General features: G+C 40.1%; 9 protein-coding genes and 1 pseudogene (1 of these 10 running past the window's edge). 7 read left to right on the forward strand and 3 right to left on the reverse strand.

The features are described 5' to 3' along the window. Positions 1-15, reverse strand: partial view of a hypothetical protein gene (locus LEP1GSC062_RS24360; protein WP_244265131.1) — the 5' portion only. It extends 66 nt beyond the left edge of the window; 15 of the gene's 81 nt are visible here — the first part of the coding sequence; the start codon lies at positions 13-15; its stop codon lies beyond the left edge, outside the window. 397 nt (positions 16-412) lie between these two features. Between LEP1GSC062_RS24360 and LEP1GSC062_RS18950 the strand changes: the two genes are divergently transcribed. From LEP1GSC062_RS18950 to LEP1GSC062_RS18960, 3 genes are all read left to right on the forward strand, one after another. Then, positions 413-1,717 (forward strand): hypothetical protein, encoded by a 1,305-nt coding sequence (locus LEP1GSC062_RS18950; RefSeq protein WP_020985106.1) that lies wholly within the window; start codon positions 413-415, stop codon positions 1,715-1,717. A 1,312-nt stretch (positions 1,718-3,029) separates the two neighbouring features. Next, positions 3,030-7,526, forward strand: coding sequence for a glutamate synthase large subunit (gene gltB / locus LEP1GSC062_RS18955; RefSeq protein ID WP_020985051.1), 4,497 nt, complete (start codon positions 3,030-3,032; stop codon positions 7,524-7,526). An 856-nt stretch (positions 7,527-8,382) separates the two neighbouring features. After that, complete coding sequence (locus LEP1GSC062_RS18960) at positions 8,383-9,066, forward strand: hypothetical protein (protein WP_010576788.1); 684 nt, start codon at positions 8,383-8,385, stop codon at positions 9,064-9,066. Between the two features lie 671 nt (positions 9,067-9,737). Here LEP1GSC062_RS18960 and LEP1GSC062_RS25105 read toward each other — a convergent pair. Further along, positions 9,738-10,005 (reverse strand): annotated as a pseudogene (locus LEP1GSC062_RS25105) (transposase); the annotation flags it as partial. Positions 10,006-10,124: 119 nt separating this feature from the next. Further along, positions 10,125-10,802, reverse strand: a complete 678-nt coding sequence (locus LEP1GSC062_RS18975; protein WP_010576789.1) for a hypothetical protein — start codon at positions 10,800-10,802, stop codon at positions 10,125-10,127. A gap of 53 nt (positions 10,803-10,855) precedes the next feature. Between LEP1GSC062_RS18975 and lp30 the strand changes: the two genes are divergently transcribed. The 4 genes from lp30 to LEP1GSC062_RS18995 all read left to right on the forward strand — a co-directional run bounded on the left by lp30 (position 10,856) and on the right by LEP1GSC062_RS18995 (position 14,571). Further along, positions 10,856-11,698, forward strand: a complete 843-nt coding sequence (lp30, locus tag LEP1GSC062_RS18980) for a plasminogen-binding receptor Lp30 (RefSeq protein ID WP_020985085.1) — start codon at positions 10,856-10,858, stop codon at positions 11,696-11,698. A 268-nt stretch (positions 11,699-11,966) separates the two neighbouring features. Next, a complete protein-coding gene (locus tag LEP1GSC062_RS18985) occupies positions 11,967-12,518 on the forward strand; it encodes a thioredoxin family protein (RefSeq protein ID WP_010576790.1) in 552 nt (183 codons plus the stop codon). A 4-nt stretch (positions 12,519-12,522) separates the two neighbouring features. Beyond that, entirely contained in the window at positions 12,523-13,767 is a 1,245-nt protein-coding gene (locus tag LEP1GSC062_RS18990; RefSeq protein ID WP_020985132.1) for a hypothetical protein, read from the forward strand. Positions 13,768-13,860: 93 nt separating this feature from the next. After that, a complete protein-coding gene (locus tag LEP1GSC062_RS18995) occupies positions 13,861-14,571 on the forward strand; it encodes a hypothetical protein (protein ID WP_039942692.1) in 711 nt (236 codons plus the stop codon). Positions 14,572-14,891: the final 320 nt, after the last annotated feature.

A 14,891-nucleotide genomic window follows, 5' to 3' on the forward strand; every position in this document is an offset into this window, starting at 1 on the left:
CATTACGTTATCCAACCAGAATTTACATTCGGAATTTTCTTTCCGACAATGAATGTGAGGCGGCCATTGCCTTCATTGCCTTCATTCGAATAAAAATGAAACCGATATCCTAAAACTTTTAAAATCGTCGGCATCGCTTTTAAGATGAAGCTAAACAAATGTATGTCAATGATTACTTGTTGAGTTTGTAACGCTGCCCTTTCGTTTTGATTCGATCAAGGGTTTTCACACTGGAATTTTTTAAAGATCGCTATGGGACGTCTCGAATCGTACAAGGATATACGAATATCAACGGGAAACGATCCGTGATAAATTCTTGAATTCCTGAAAATGGGGCGAAAACTGACCAATCAAGCGAATGTGTGTGTAAAATTGTGTTTGGTTCTCCGGATGTAAATCCGAAATCGATTATATGTCTGGAAATGATAAAAAAGTCATAGAGCAGAATTCTCACGGTGAATTTGAACTTACCGCTTATGGGGAATTTTTAAGTTATTTCCATACTCATATCCAGCTCTTTAACGGGCTCATTTCTGCTAAAAAAATTTCCCCGGCTGATCAGGAAGTTCTCAAACAAAAAGTACGTTCTTATATCGTGAGTAACATTCAAAAAACGGAACAATTCTTCGATCACCTGCCGAAGTTTGCGGAATTTCTCGGGATGTCGCAAGCGGATCTTTCCGCGTTTATGACGAAAAATTTCATGAACACGCATGCGGGGATCAAAAACAAACTCATCGAACAGGAAAAGGCGAACGTTGGCAAACCTAGAAAGAAAAAGTACGCGCGTATCTCGGAAGAGATTGTAGAAACGATCGGTGTTTTAGTCGCTCCCGGAAAAAGATTTATTGGGATGGAAGGTTACGTTGTGCTCCGGGACGACGCGACCGGAAAGGATCTCGAACCGTCCGTTTCTTCTTTCGGAGAAACTCCGAAATCTGCCGAAGAAAGTTCCATTAAAAAAGCTACTGTCTCGGTTGCGCCAACGCCGCCTTTGAAGAAACCTCCGGAAAAATTGATTCTTACCGAACTTGTGGAGAAATTCGGTTCCGAATTTTCGGGCAACGCTCTCGTTTTGAAAAAGGAAGAATTGGACGAAGAGGAGGTTGCAAACCATATCGCGGTCGACGACAACGAGGAATTGTTAACCGAAGTAGAAGATCTTCAATTCGGCGGATTTCACGAGCCTACATTTGTAGAAGAAATGGAATCGGAAGAGCCTCCCGTGAATATTCCATTTTCCAAATATATGGAAAGTATAAATCGTGTTCGACAATTTCAAAAAGAAGGACAACCGGACGCTTATAAAAAATGGGTGATGACTCTTTCTCCGGAGCTTAGCGCACTCGTTCAACTTCATTCGTTCGTATTGAAAGAAATGAAAAACGAACCCATAGATTGGAATTCGATCATCTCTTCGATTTCCTCTCGAATTGGTTTAAAAGATTCGAGACTTTGGAAGGTCTTGGAACTCACCCGCGTTTTTGCCGAACTCAGAGCCGGTTTAGAAGTGGCTTTTGTTTCTTCTAAGGCCGCCGGGCCTGGAATGGAAGAACTCGTAAAAAAAGCTTGGCCTCATATTCTCAAAATCTTCGAAGAGTATCCGAATACTTCCTCTTTGCGTCAAAAATTGGATCAGCTTTTTGCGAGAATTCCGGATGCCACTCAGAGAAAAAAACTTTCCGATTTTTTTCTTCCCGTTCTTCAAAAACTCTAATCGAATTTTTTCATTTTAAATTTCGTTTTTGAAACTACACGTTTCGGATCCATTCTTTGAAAACGGATTTGTTTTTTTTCAAAGTTGTTCGAATCCGATGATGCTACTTAACGTGAGTTCGATATAACAAAATGCGAAAGCGATTATATGTTTCGACTCGTAGGGAGAAACATTGAGTTAAAGCGCGGTCGCGAGCCATTTTATCTATGAAATTCGCGAGCTGCGACGACGACCCGCAGAGCGACCTAAACACCGACCCATAGGAAGGTGTTTGCTGAGTTCAGGAAAGCTCTGCGCCTGAGTTCAGGGAGTCGTTGCACTTTAGTTTCTTATTCGCTCAAACTTTCTTACGACCGACCCTGCTCACGTTACTTACTGAAAGTTAAAGTAGTTTGTCATTGGAGGAACCAAGGAAAAACTAGGAAATTCTAGTGAGAGGAAATTGCGATCCTTTCTGCGATCAACAATCATAGGATTTTTATAAAACAGCGCGGTAGTTCCCACGTTTCAAGTGATTAGATTTTAGGGATTAGGACTTTACATTTACAGAAGAGGAAAATTAACCTTTGTTAAAGTCTGATCCCTCTCCTAGGTAAGGTCAGATGTCAGGGTTTTAGGGTCAGTGGTTAGGACTTTACAAGCGCTTTGTAAAAGGAGTTCTATCATTTTAACAAAACCGGGCTTCATCGATTTCCAATGGAAAGATTAGAAGCTATCTCAAAAATATTTTATCTTTGTTTAAAACGCCGATTCCAATCATTCTAAGATATTTTTGAGATAGCTTCCAACAAATAAATCGTATTTGTAGAGCTTTTGGATACATTTATGACTGAAAATTTCCAACGGATTCGTGTCTATTCTTTGCCAATCTTCAATCAAATTTCGATTCTTTCGAAAAGAATCTTATTTTTTTAGATCTGGAACGATGTTCGAAGTTGTGTTATACTTGAAAACGAAATAAAAAAGACCCAGCAATTAGAAAGTCTTTTTTGAAAATGAGGAGTTCCACGTTTTAGTGGATAGATGTCAGGGTTTTAGGGTCAGGACTTTACAGGAGTAACGCGGAAAAAAATCCGGATCACTCGTACTACAAAAAACCGCATCGGTCCGATCTTTTACCAGTCGGGTACCGTTTGATTCACAACAGATTCTTATTTCAATCCCGTCTTTTAAAAGAATGTTTTCAATTTACTTAACTCTCAATTTATTGGACAATAGCTGGGGAATTTTGCTGAAATTTCAGCCATAAACTATAGACGGCCCCGACGTTTTATGGAAACCAGGGAAATTGGATGATGAGGGATCTCTGCAGATGAATGATCTAAAAGAACAATTACAACTTCAAAGGTATCTGGAGGAAAACGGACTTTATGAGAAGTCGTTCGAACATGATAACTGCGGAGTAGGATTTGTTGCTTCCTTTCAGGGTGAAAATAGCCACAGAATCGTATCTATGGGGCTTAAGGCAGTCGCATGCCTGACGCACAGAGGAGCGGTGGATGCGGATATGGTTACCGGAGACGGAGCCGGTATCATGATCCAGATTCCCAAAAAGTTGTTCGCTACCTATATCGAAGAGATGGGTCATAGACGACCCGAAGAGGATTCCATCGGAGTAGGGATGATCTTTCTTCCGAGAGAAGACATCGATAAACAAGATATGTGTCGTAGTTTAGTGGAGTCCGCGCTTATGGAGTTTAACTTTAAGCTTTATGCATGGAGATACGTTCCCGTAAATCCGGAAGTACTCGGACCCAAAGCCAATCAATCCAGGCCTCAGATCGAACAAGTTCTCATCGGCAAACCGGAAGGAATGTCAAACGACGACTTTGAAACCAAACTCTTTTTGATTCAGAAAAAATTGATGAGGGATGCGGATCGTCATTCTCTCGCGGGAGATCTTTATATCTGTTCTCTTTCCTCGGAAAGAATCGTATTCAAGGGGCTTTTCAACGGAAACCAGGTTTCCCAGTTTTATGAAGACTTGAACTCGCCAGATATGGTTTCTCCGTATTGTATCTTTCACCAAAGGTATTCCACAAACACGTTCCCTTCTTGGGCTCTGGCGCAACCGTTTCGGATTCTCGCACACAACGGAGAGATCAACACGATCGCAGGAAACAGAATCTGGATGCTCGCTCGAGAAGAAGAACTTGAGTGTAAAAAATGGGGTGAATATCAAAAGGAAATTCATCCGATCATTCGCCCTCACATGAGCGATTCCGCCAGTTTGGACAACGCAATGGAGGCGATCGTTCGGTCCGGAAAAGACGTTCTCCAAGCCAAAGCGATGCTCGTTCCGAACGCTTGGTCCAAAAACCTAACGATGTCGGAAGAGTTAAAAAGTTTTTATGAATATAATAACACTCTTATAGAGCCTTGGGATGGTCCGGCTGCTCTTGCTTTTGCGGAAGGGGATTGGATCGGAGGCGCTCTCGACAGAAACGGTCTTCGTCCCGCACGTTATGCGGTTACGGAAGACGGTCTTTTGGTCATGGGTTCCGAGGCCGGGCTCGTTCAAGTGGACGAGGAAATCGTAACAAAAAAAGGACGTCTCGGTCCCGGAGAGATGATCGGGATCAATTTAAAAGAGAAAAAACTCTATTATAACGAGGACATCAACTCTCTCTTCGAAAAAAAATACGATTATAGAGAATGGTCCAAAGAAAACGTATCTTATCTCAACCAGGATTTGGATTCTTCCATCAACGAAACGATCACCTACAAAGGCGATGATCTTAAGAGAAGACAAATCTTGTTCGCGTATTCTCCGTTTAAACAAAAATCGGTGATCAAACCGCAGGCACACCAGGCAAAAGAAGCGATCAGTTCGATGGGGGACGATACTCCTCTTTCGATTCTGATGCTTTCCAGAATCGGTCTTTACACTTACTTTCGTCAGAGATTCGCTCAGGTAACCAATCCTCCGATCGACTACATCCGCGAAAAAGGTGTGACCTCTCTTTACACCCGTCTTGTCAAAAAGATGAATCTGTTCGGGGACGAAAAGCCTCAGAACTGTTTGGTTCTTTCCCATCCCTATCTCACGAATCTGGATCTGAAAAGAATCCGGGAAATGGAAGGAAAGCCGTATAAAATTCTCACGTTAGATGCAACCTTTGAGGCGCATCTGGAAACGGAAACGAATCTCAATCGAAATTATCTCGAAAAGGCTCTAGAAGCTCTTCTCGAACAGGCCTTGCAGGCGGCGAAATCCGGAACGAACATTCTAATTCTTTCCGATAAAAAACTTTCGAAAGAAAGGGCTCCGATTCCGATGGAACTTGCGGTCGCGGCGGTTCATAACCATTTGATCCGAAACAAAACACGTTCCGCGGTTTCGATTCTCGTAGAGACCGGATCCGCATTCGAAATTCATAATGTGGCAGTGCTGCTCGGATACGGAGCTTCGGGAGTCAACAGTTATCTGATCTGGGACACGTTATTTGATCTTTGGGAAAAGGGAGAATTTGATTCCGAAGAGGGAAGTCGTCCAGAATTTCACACGATCTGCGGAAACTATCGCTACGGAACCGATGACGGACTTTTAAAAATCATGTCCAAGATGGGAATCTCTATTCTTTCCTCTTACGTGGGCGGTCAGGTATTCGAAGCGATCGGTCTTTCCAGAACCCTCGTATCCAAGTATTTTCCCGGAACGTATTCCAGAATTTCAGGAATCGGAATCGGCGGGATCGAACAGAACATTCTTAGAAATCACGAACAGGCGTTTTATAAGGAAATCAATCCGGAAGATTTTATCTCCGAAAAGGACGATCAGCCTCACCGTTGGTCTCCTAGAGTCGTTAAGTTCTTAAGAAAAGCGGCGGTCGATAACGACTACGAGGCTTTCAAAGAAGCGACTAAAATTCTCAAAGAAAGCGATCCGATCAATATCCGAGATCTATTCGACTTTGTTGCGAAAAAACCGATTCCGATCGAAGAAGTGGAAACCGTTACCGAAATTCAAAAACGTTTCTTAACTCCGGGAATGTCTCACGGTGCGTTGTCCATCGAAGCGCATACGGATCTTGCGATCGCCATGAACCGGTTAGGCGCTAAGTCTTCCTCCGGAGAAGGTGGGGAAAATCCTTCCCGTTACGTTGTGAACGAAAACGGAGATCTTGCCAATTCTTCCATCAAACAAATCGCTTCGGGAAGATTCGGCGTTACTTCAGAGTATTTGAACTCCGCAACGGAGATCGAAATCAAAATCGCGCAAGGCGCAAAACCGGGAGAAGGCGGTCAACTTCCGGGTAAGAAGAACAACGAGGAAATCGCGACTAACCGTCACACTCCGATGGGAATCGATTTGATTTCTCCTCCTCCGCATCACGATATTTATTCGATCGAGGATTTATCGCAGCTCATCTACGACTTAAAGATGGCGAACCATAAGGCGCAGGTTTCCGTAAAACTCGTGTCCGAAGCGGGAGTGGGAACGATCGCCGCCGGAGTTGCTAAAGCGAACGCGGACGTGATTCTGATTTCCGGTCACGTGGGCGGAACCGGTGCGGCTCCGATCACTTCGATCAAGTATGCGGGTTCTCCTTGGGAACTCGGTCTTTCCGAAACACATCAAGTTTTAGTAATGAATGGACTTCGTGATCGAGTTGTATTAAGAACGGACGGCGGTATCGTTTCGGGAAGAGACGTGATCATCGCCGCTTGTTTGGGCGCGGAAGAATACGGAGTGGGAACCGCGTCGTTAGTCGCTCTTGGTTGTATCATGGCGAGAAAATGCCACTTGAACAACTGTCCTACCGGAATCGCGACTCAGGACATTAAGTTCCGTGCGAAGTACAAAGGATCTCCGGATCAGCTCGTAAATCTTTTCACTTGTCTCGCTCTCGAAGTGAGGGAACATCTCGCGGAACTCGGATTCAGATCCATTGACGAGATCATCGGAAGAACCGATCTCTTAAAACAGATTACACGCTACGAAAGAGACCGTTTGGATTCTCTCGATCTCAATCCGATTCTTGTTCGTTTGCCTCTATTTTACGATCCTGCAAAACAGAAAAAAGACAGATCGATTCGCAAAGAACCGATCGGAGAAGTATTGGACGATCGTATTATCAAAGACGCCGAAAAAGCGCTCGAAGGAAAATCTTCTATGGCTCTTTCTTATTTGGTGCGCAACACGAACAGAACCGTGGGAGCGAAGATCTCCGGTTTGATCGCTAGAAAATACGGTTCCAAAGGTTTGCCTGGAAAGTTGGAAATTATCTTAGAAGGAACCGCAGGACAATCTTTAGGAGCTTGGCTCGTCAAAGGCGTTCAGATCACCTTACACGGAGATGCGAACGATTACGTAGGTAAGGGGCTCTGCGGAGGTGTGATCGTGATCAAAAAACACCGAAAATCCAAGTTCAAAGCCTATGAAAATACGATTATCGGAAACACTTGTCTTTACGGTGCGACTTCCGGAAAACTATTCTGTTCGGGAAGAGCGGGAGAACGTTTCGGAGTTCGAAACTCGGGAGCGGATGCGGTCGTAGGCGGTGCGGGAGATCACTTTCTCGAATACATGACCAGCGGAACCATCGTTTGTCTCGGAAGTGTAGGTAAAAATATGGGAGCCGGTATGACCGGAGGAAGCGCGTATTTCTTTCAAAAAGGATGGGATGTCCAATCTCTTTTAAACAAGGAATATGTGAAGACCGTAGATCTGGAAAACAGCGATTACGAGGTCATCAAAAATCTAATCTCCGAACATTCCAAACTGACCGGTTCCGATTTATCGGAAGGAATCTTAAAGGATTTCGAAACGAATAAAAATTATTTCGTAAAGGTAGTTCCGAAATAATATTACAAGAATTGAATGGATATTTCTCTAAGTTATGCAAGAAAACAGGGTTTAGCGAAACTCAAATATGCGTTTTTTGGATGTATAACTCAGCGTGAACATATTATTCAAATATTCATTCAAGAAATATTTCACAAAATCAAATATTATTAGATTTTTAATTTTATCTTTAATATCTCAAATACTACCGATCCCTACAAAAAAGAGTACCATTAATTTGAACATAAATCCCGCGTTTGATGAAGAATTTTAGACACTCTATTATGTAGAGATGAGTAATTCTAATATTCACATTAATTTTCACCTTGAAGTTCGAGGCAATTGGATTGAGTTTTCTATTTAGGCCATTCCATTTTTATAATACTTCTAATGGTTGAAAGATTCAAAGTATTTAATAAATGGTACTCTAAATTATCATTCATTTATCCAATTTTAATATTAGACATTATATTTGCGGGCGGATTTATTTATTATGAGAGCGGCCATTCTTCAAGTGACGGGAGTGGCCAAATGTTAACACTGGTACTTCTCATTATTAACGCACCGATTCCTTTTCTATTTCTAATTCATAAATATTTAATAAAGTTGTTGAAAAATTAATTCTTTATCCGTTTCTGCTTAATTGAAATGGATGTTTGGAGCGGTTTTGCTAAACTGAACCATGAAATTTTTCAACAACTCTATTAGAGTGATCGAAAATTAATTCTCCGCTTATTTTTGTTCATTGAAACGGACGATTGAAGCAGTTTTGTAAATCCGAATATGGAATTTTCAAAAACTCTATCGGGAGAATTGAATTTTCTACTTACAAAAAACGACTTGCCGAAAAATTTCTTAAAAAGGAATGAGGTAGTTTATGAAAAAAATGAAAACCAACGGAACATGCGCGTATTGCAAGGAAGAAATACCGAAAAATTCCAGATCCATAAAAGCGCATATTTCAAAGTGCGACGGTAAAAACAAATCGAAAAAGGACAAAACCTTCCATCATATGCTTTTGCTGATTGAGGGAAAATACAATCCCGAGTATTGGCTTGTAATCAAGGCAAAGGCAGATACTTCCTTGAAAAAAATAGATTCATTCATAAAAAATATATGGGTCGAATGTTGCGGTCATTTAAGCGCCTTTGAAGTGGGATCCGGTGATATTGAAATGGAGAAAAAAATCGGACAAGTTTTTGAAGAAGGTTTTAAAGTGGATTACGTATATGATTTCGGATCATCCACGGAACTATCTTTATCGTTAATTGATGAAATCGAAGACGAAGACGAAAAAGATATTAAAATAATATTTAGAAATAAGGCCATTGATTTTAAATGTTCTCATTGCGAGAATAAAGCGACGATGATTTGTCCGTTTTGTATCCATGACGGATCGGGTTTTTTATGCAAATCTTGTATTAAAGATCATGAATGTGTTGAGGAGGAAGGGGAGGATCTGCTTTTGCCTCTTGTAAATTCTCCGAGAGCGGGAGAATGCGGATACATCGGTTATGAGGATAAAGACGTAAAAAAGTATTTTCCGAAAGGAATATTTTAGGATTTTGCGTTACGGCTTTTAATTGTAGCTTTTTTCAACGCTTTTATTTTTGATAACTTCGGCGAATTCTTTAGAAGCTATCTCAAAAATATCTTAGAATAATTGGAATCGGCGTTTTAAGCAAAGATAAAGTATTTTTGAGATGGTTTCTAGAGTTATCTAAAAATAAATTTTCCCTTTGTTTCTGTTTCATTGAAATGGACGATTGAAGCAGTTTGTGAATCTGAATATGGAATTTTTCAAAACTCTATTGGGAGAATTTTGACAAAATTAAGTCGCATTAAAAAATTGTAAATTTTATGCAACATTATCTAACTTAACGCGAGTTCGGCCTAAGGAGCAAGTAAAAGTTGTAAATTGTCTTTGGATCTCAAATTCAAAGAAGGTTTTTTTGGAAAAAATGAAAATGCAACTAAACCGCTTACTACTCAGACGTATGAAACTGGTACCAAAAATTAACGGACGGTTTTTACAAAGATATAGAAGCGCTCACAAAATTGCGACGAATCCAGAATTGTTGGCTTTTTTTGAAGAAGATCTAACATTAGAGTTGTTGAAAAATTAATTCTCTATCCGTTTCTACTCCATTGAAATGGACGTTTGAAGCGGTTTTGTTAATCTGAATCACGGAATTTTTCGACAACTCTATTCTAAATTTTGAAACAAACTTATTACAGTATCCTTTCCATGCGTCCGAGTAGTAATAGATTAACAGCCCAATTGAAAAAGCTTCGATCTAGTATGTTGAATCTGACAAATATTTTTAAGTTCATCATTAACTGCTTCAACGATAGCTCTTTTTCTTAAAAGAATTTTATCAGCTAAGGGCATTCATTTATTTTTCATATTCTTTTTTAATTTTGTAATGAGTTGAATCCCCTTTTCATAAAAACTTTCAAATAGAGATTGACTGATGTAACCTCTATCTCCGAAAAGTTTACAGCGCATCCCAAAACTTTATTTCACTTTATTACTGATCTCTACATAATAGAGTGTCCAAAATTCTACATCTAAACGGGGATTTGTGCTAAAATTGGCGGTACTCCTTTATGTAGAGATCAGTAGTCGTCCAAAGGAATCAATTTTTGAGAATAGATATCCGATGACGCTAATTGGAAAAAATCGTAAAATTGAGAATAGCGACCCAATACGCTCTTTTCGTTAAACAAACCGAAAAAGAGAAAAATATGAGCGTATAACGTAAATCTTCTATCGTATTTGAATGTCACGGGTTGTTGTAATGTTTCCGACTCGACTGTAAATTCTGTTTTTTGTATGACAGAATTCCATGTGGGAACTAATCCCAAGGTGAAGGTCCTCAATAAAGTCGTTGCGAGCACAGTTTTACTATCATTATAAATTTCTAATTTGACTCGAATGACATTTTTATATTTTTTTCGGAGAAAATCCAAATCGTCGATCCCTTTGAAGGCGATCACTATGTTTTGAAAACAACGACATTGTGCGAAAGCGCTTGCAAAATTTCTTTTTGCATATCCGGCAACCAAGGGGCTCTGAAATTTCCGAAGAGAGTCTTTCCCTATTTTGGGAGCATTTTCTTGGTCTGCGAGTTTTGGATCTATGTCGCTCCAAAATTCTTCTATAATCACCAAAGTTTCTTCCAATCTAGGAAGATGATTGCCGAGTTCGATTTTGGGAGGAAGTTCTTTTTCGGTTACTGTTAGGCAACCTTGTAAAAGAAAGGATATAAGGATAAAAAGAATTCGATTTTTCAAAATGATTGTCTATTGAGGTGGAATACTTTTCATTGCTCAAGGAGAGACTCGGAATGTCAATTTTTTTAAATCGGATTGTGTTCATCGCGTTTTTTGTGTTAGCTTCGAATTGTACGAAGGAAGTGGTACGTGTATATAATCCTATAACAGATAAAGATAAAAAATCATATGGAGTTATAGCTTTCGGGCTTTATGCGTACAACCAAAATCATAAAGATTTATTGAATTTATTCAGCAAAGATTCAGGGACTGTATTTGCTGAACTTGGAATGTACGGGGTCAAATTCTCCGAGGTCGTTTCAAAAGACGCCAAAAAAAATTCTCTGACCGTAAGTCCGTATCCGATTGAAGGACCGGTGATGGTGGAAAAAGTAGAATCGACTCAATACCTTGAAGGAAAAACCGGATATCTTTCACCGTATTATCTTTTACTATCAATTGATCCTACAAAGGAATATGCAATTACCGGCATAACTTATACTTATCAAGTAAATTGTGGTCAGAAGTGCAGACGAATAGTGGTTCGGGATTTTTCGGTAGAGCCATCCAAATCTTTTAAGGCATTTCCTATTAAAACAAAAGCGGGGGATATCACATTTGGTGGGATTTTGATGGCAAGGGTGGCTCCGTCTTCAAAAGACGATCCTTACGGCATCGCAGATGATGCGCCGAATCTCAGCGAACTTTTTGCCGGAAATAAAGTATTGGTAAATCTAGAATCTGGAGAAGAGTATATCAAAGGAATGGAATCTGATTATTTAAAGAAATTATTTTACGGTGGAGAAGTAAGTCAGAAGAACGCGGAAAAATTGTTCTATGAGAATTTAATCAAAGCGTATCCGGAAGGTTATTGGAAAACACTTGCTGAAAAAAAGAGAGTTGCTTTAGGCAATTAATTTTGGAATCGATTCCCCGAACCGGAAAATAAAATGGGCCCGAAAAAAGTTTGGAAGTTTTTTACTTGTATGAGTTGTGAAACAAAGTATTGGATAGAAGAAATCTCTAGGCCTATTCCTATTAAACAACCCTTTGAAAGTGGGATCGCCAACAAGTGCTGAAAAGGGTTGCGATTTGTTTCCGACGGAGTTGGGAAATACGATTATTGTTTTTTTATAAAAAAATAATTTCGTGAAATAGATTGGGTTTCACTTTAAGATAAAAGTAATGTCTCTTCTCGAATCTGAAAAAATACCCTTAGGAAGTTTACTCCCTGAATTTTGTTTGGAAGATCCGGATGGAAAAATGTATTCTTCCGATCAACTATTCGGTTCGACGGGATTGTTGTTGGTCGTGACCTGTAATCATTGTCCTTATGCTCAAGCGATTTGGCCGAGACTGATTCGTTTTGCCGGAGAAATCCAATCTCTTGGAGTCAGGACGGTTGCAATCAATCCGAATATTCATCCAGATTATCCTGACGATTCTCCCCAAATGATGCTTTCGAAAATAAAGGAATGGGGGATTCCCTTTCCTTATTTAGTTGATAAGACCCAAGAGGTCGCAAAAAAATTAAGTTCGATGTGCACGCCGGATATTTATCTTTATGATGAGGAAAAAAAGCTTTATTATCATGGAAGAATGGATGATAACTGGAAGAACGAAAAGCAGGTCTCTAGAAAGGAACTGGAATACGCGGTTCATCAACTTGTAAAAGGAAATCCCGCACCGATCAATCAAATGCCTTCGATAGGTTGTTCCATCAAATGGAAGGAATAAACTCTTGCCCGCAATAACGCCCGACCATACTCCAATTTCCACAGAATCTTTTCAAGATGCGGATTTCGTCAATAAACATTATCGTGAGATCGAAACGAGAGCTCTGGATCATTTTAGAGATGAGTTTAGAAAAAACGAAAGTTCTTTAGATAAGGTATCTACCGTTGCTCTGACTACTTTCCTAAGAAAGAGCGGCGGTCTGTATCAGGACTGGAAAATATTAAAAAAGAATCTTACAGACAAATACGAGGAGCTTCAGAGAAGCCGGAATTTGGAATACGAGCTGGCATACCGTAGTCTAGTTACAAATAAAAGTCGCAAGAAGCCGACCACTTTAATTGAGGACATCTTTCAGTCGGCGGTCGATGGCATTTTGAATACCGTATATACTTGGTTTGATTTGGACAAAAAATCGGAATTTGAGCCTCCACAGAAACCGATAGACACTCGCGATTCATCTGCAAAGGACGAAGAACTCAAAAAATTCTATCGAGAGATGATTCAGAAAAAACTGAAGGAAAGAGATCGAAGTTTCTCTCTTTTTCAGGATTTGTTAAAGGGATCGGCTCTGAATTGGAACCAGACTTATCGGAAGAAATTTCATCAGAGTCTTGCATCGACTACAAAACAACTGGAATCGTCTAAGGCGAATAAGGCGGAAATTTTAAGCAGTAAAAAGATCGCTAAAAAGGCGGTTTCTGGTTTCCAAGAGGAGGATAGGATCCAAAAATATTCGGTTTTCATGATAGACTATTTTTTCGATCGACTACTTAAAAATGAGCCGATCGTTGAAAGTAAAATGACCGTTCCTGAAAAATTAGAAAATACGAAACTGGAAGAAAAATCCAAAAATCAAAATAATGACAAAAGTACCGTTCCGATTCCAAGTTTTGCCAAAAAAGATCCTGAGGTTCAAAAGGTGGCCGATCGGGCAAGTGAAAGATCGAATTCTTCTAACAAAAATTGTCCGATCACTGATCTTCCCGAACATTTGATCAAAGAATGTTATTCCGACTATTTGATCGTGGATTTGTCCACCAAGGAAAAACGTCTCGAATTACATCGAATCCGCTTGGGTAAGGAAAATCAAAATACAAGAGCCGAAGCTATTGAATTTTTCAATGATTGTATAAATAAGGATCCTTTCGCGATTACTTTGGCGGAGTCAGTTCTAAAAAGACATACAATCACTCAGGAAGAAGAGGAGCGATTGAGTGCGATGATTCGGAAACAAAAGGCTTGCAAGTAGTGGGTTGTTGGGAAAAGTCCTTATTTGACTAAAACTTATCTCAAAAATACTTTATCTTTATTTAAAACGTCGATTCCGATCATTCTTTGTTATATGAATCATTTTGAAAAAATCGTCGATCGATACGGCGGATGGAAACTCTGGGATCGTTTGGATTTCGTGGAGTTTTATTTCCAACACTTGGGCGGTCCGCTACCTCTTTTGAAAGGTCTCGGTAGAACTTTCGGTAAATACGGCAGCGTGAAAGTTTTTCCCAAGAAATTTGTCGCTGAATTTTTAGAATATCCGGCTCCCGGAAAAAAAATAGTATTCCAAAATGGTAAAGTAGGAATATTTAATGCGAATGATGATTCAAACACATTCACGATCCCTAATTATAGGGATAGTTTTCGCGGCTTGCGAAAATACAGACGTTGGAGTTCTCTAGACGCTTCGTATTTTTTCGGTTATGCGGTCACTCAGTATTTGAGTGTGCCCTTTATTCTGAAGAAATATACGGTTCGAGAAGTCGAACTAACCGACGGGGGACTTCAGGTTGATGTGGAGTTCCCACAATATCTTCATACACATTGTGAAAAACAATCCTATCGCTTCGATAAAGAGGGACTTCTTGTTCGCAACGATTATACTGCTGACATTGTCGGCCCTTGGGCTAAGGGCGCGCATTTTACGACTCACTTTCAAGAAATAGACGGACTTCCAATTCCGACAAAAAGAAATGTGTTTGTTCGTTTGGGAGGTTTCGTGACTCCGATTCCTGTTTTATCGGCGGAACTGAAACCTTTGAAGATTCATTTTCGTTGAAATTTTTCCTAAAACTTTACTCATCTCTACATAATAGTGTATCTAAAATTCTGCGTCTAAAACGCGGGGTTTATGCTCAAATGAACGGTATTCTATTTTAACGTGAGCAGGGTCGTAAAAAAGTTTGGGCGAATAAGAAACTAAAGTGCAACGACTCCCTGAACTCAGGCGCAGAGCTTTCCTGAACTCAGCAAACACCTTCCTATGGGTCGGTGTTTAGGTCGCTCTGCGGGTCGTCGTCGCAGCTCGCGAATTTCATAGATAAAATGGCTCGCGACCGCGCTCTAACTCAATGTTGCTGCCTACGATCGCAACATAAT

Origin of the sequence: Leptospira alexanderi serovar Manhao 3 str. L 60 (genome assembly GCF_000243815.2) — a bacterium.
In the GTDB taxonomy this organism is placed as follows: domain Bacteria; phylum Spirochaetota; class Leptospiria; order Leptospirales; family Leptospiraceae; genus Leptospira; species Leptospira alexanderi.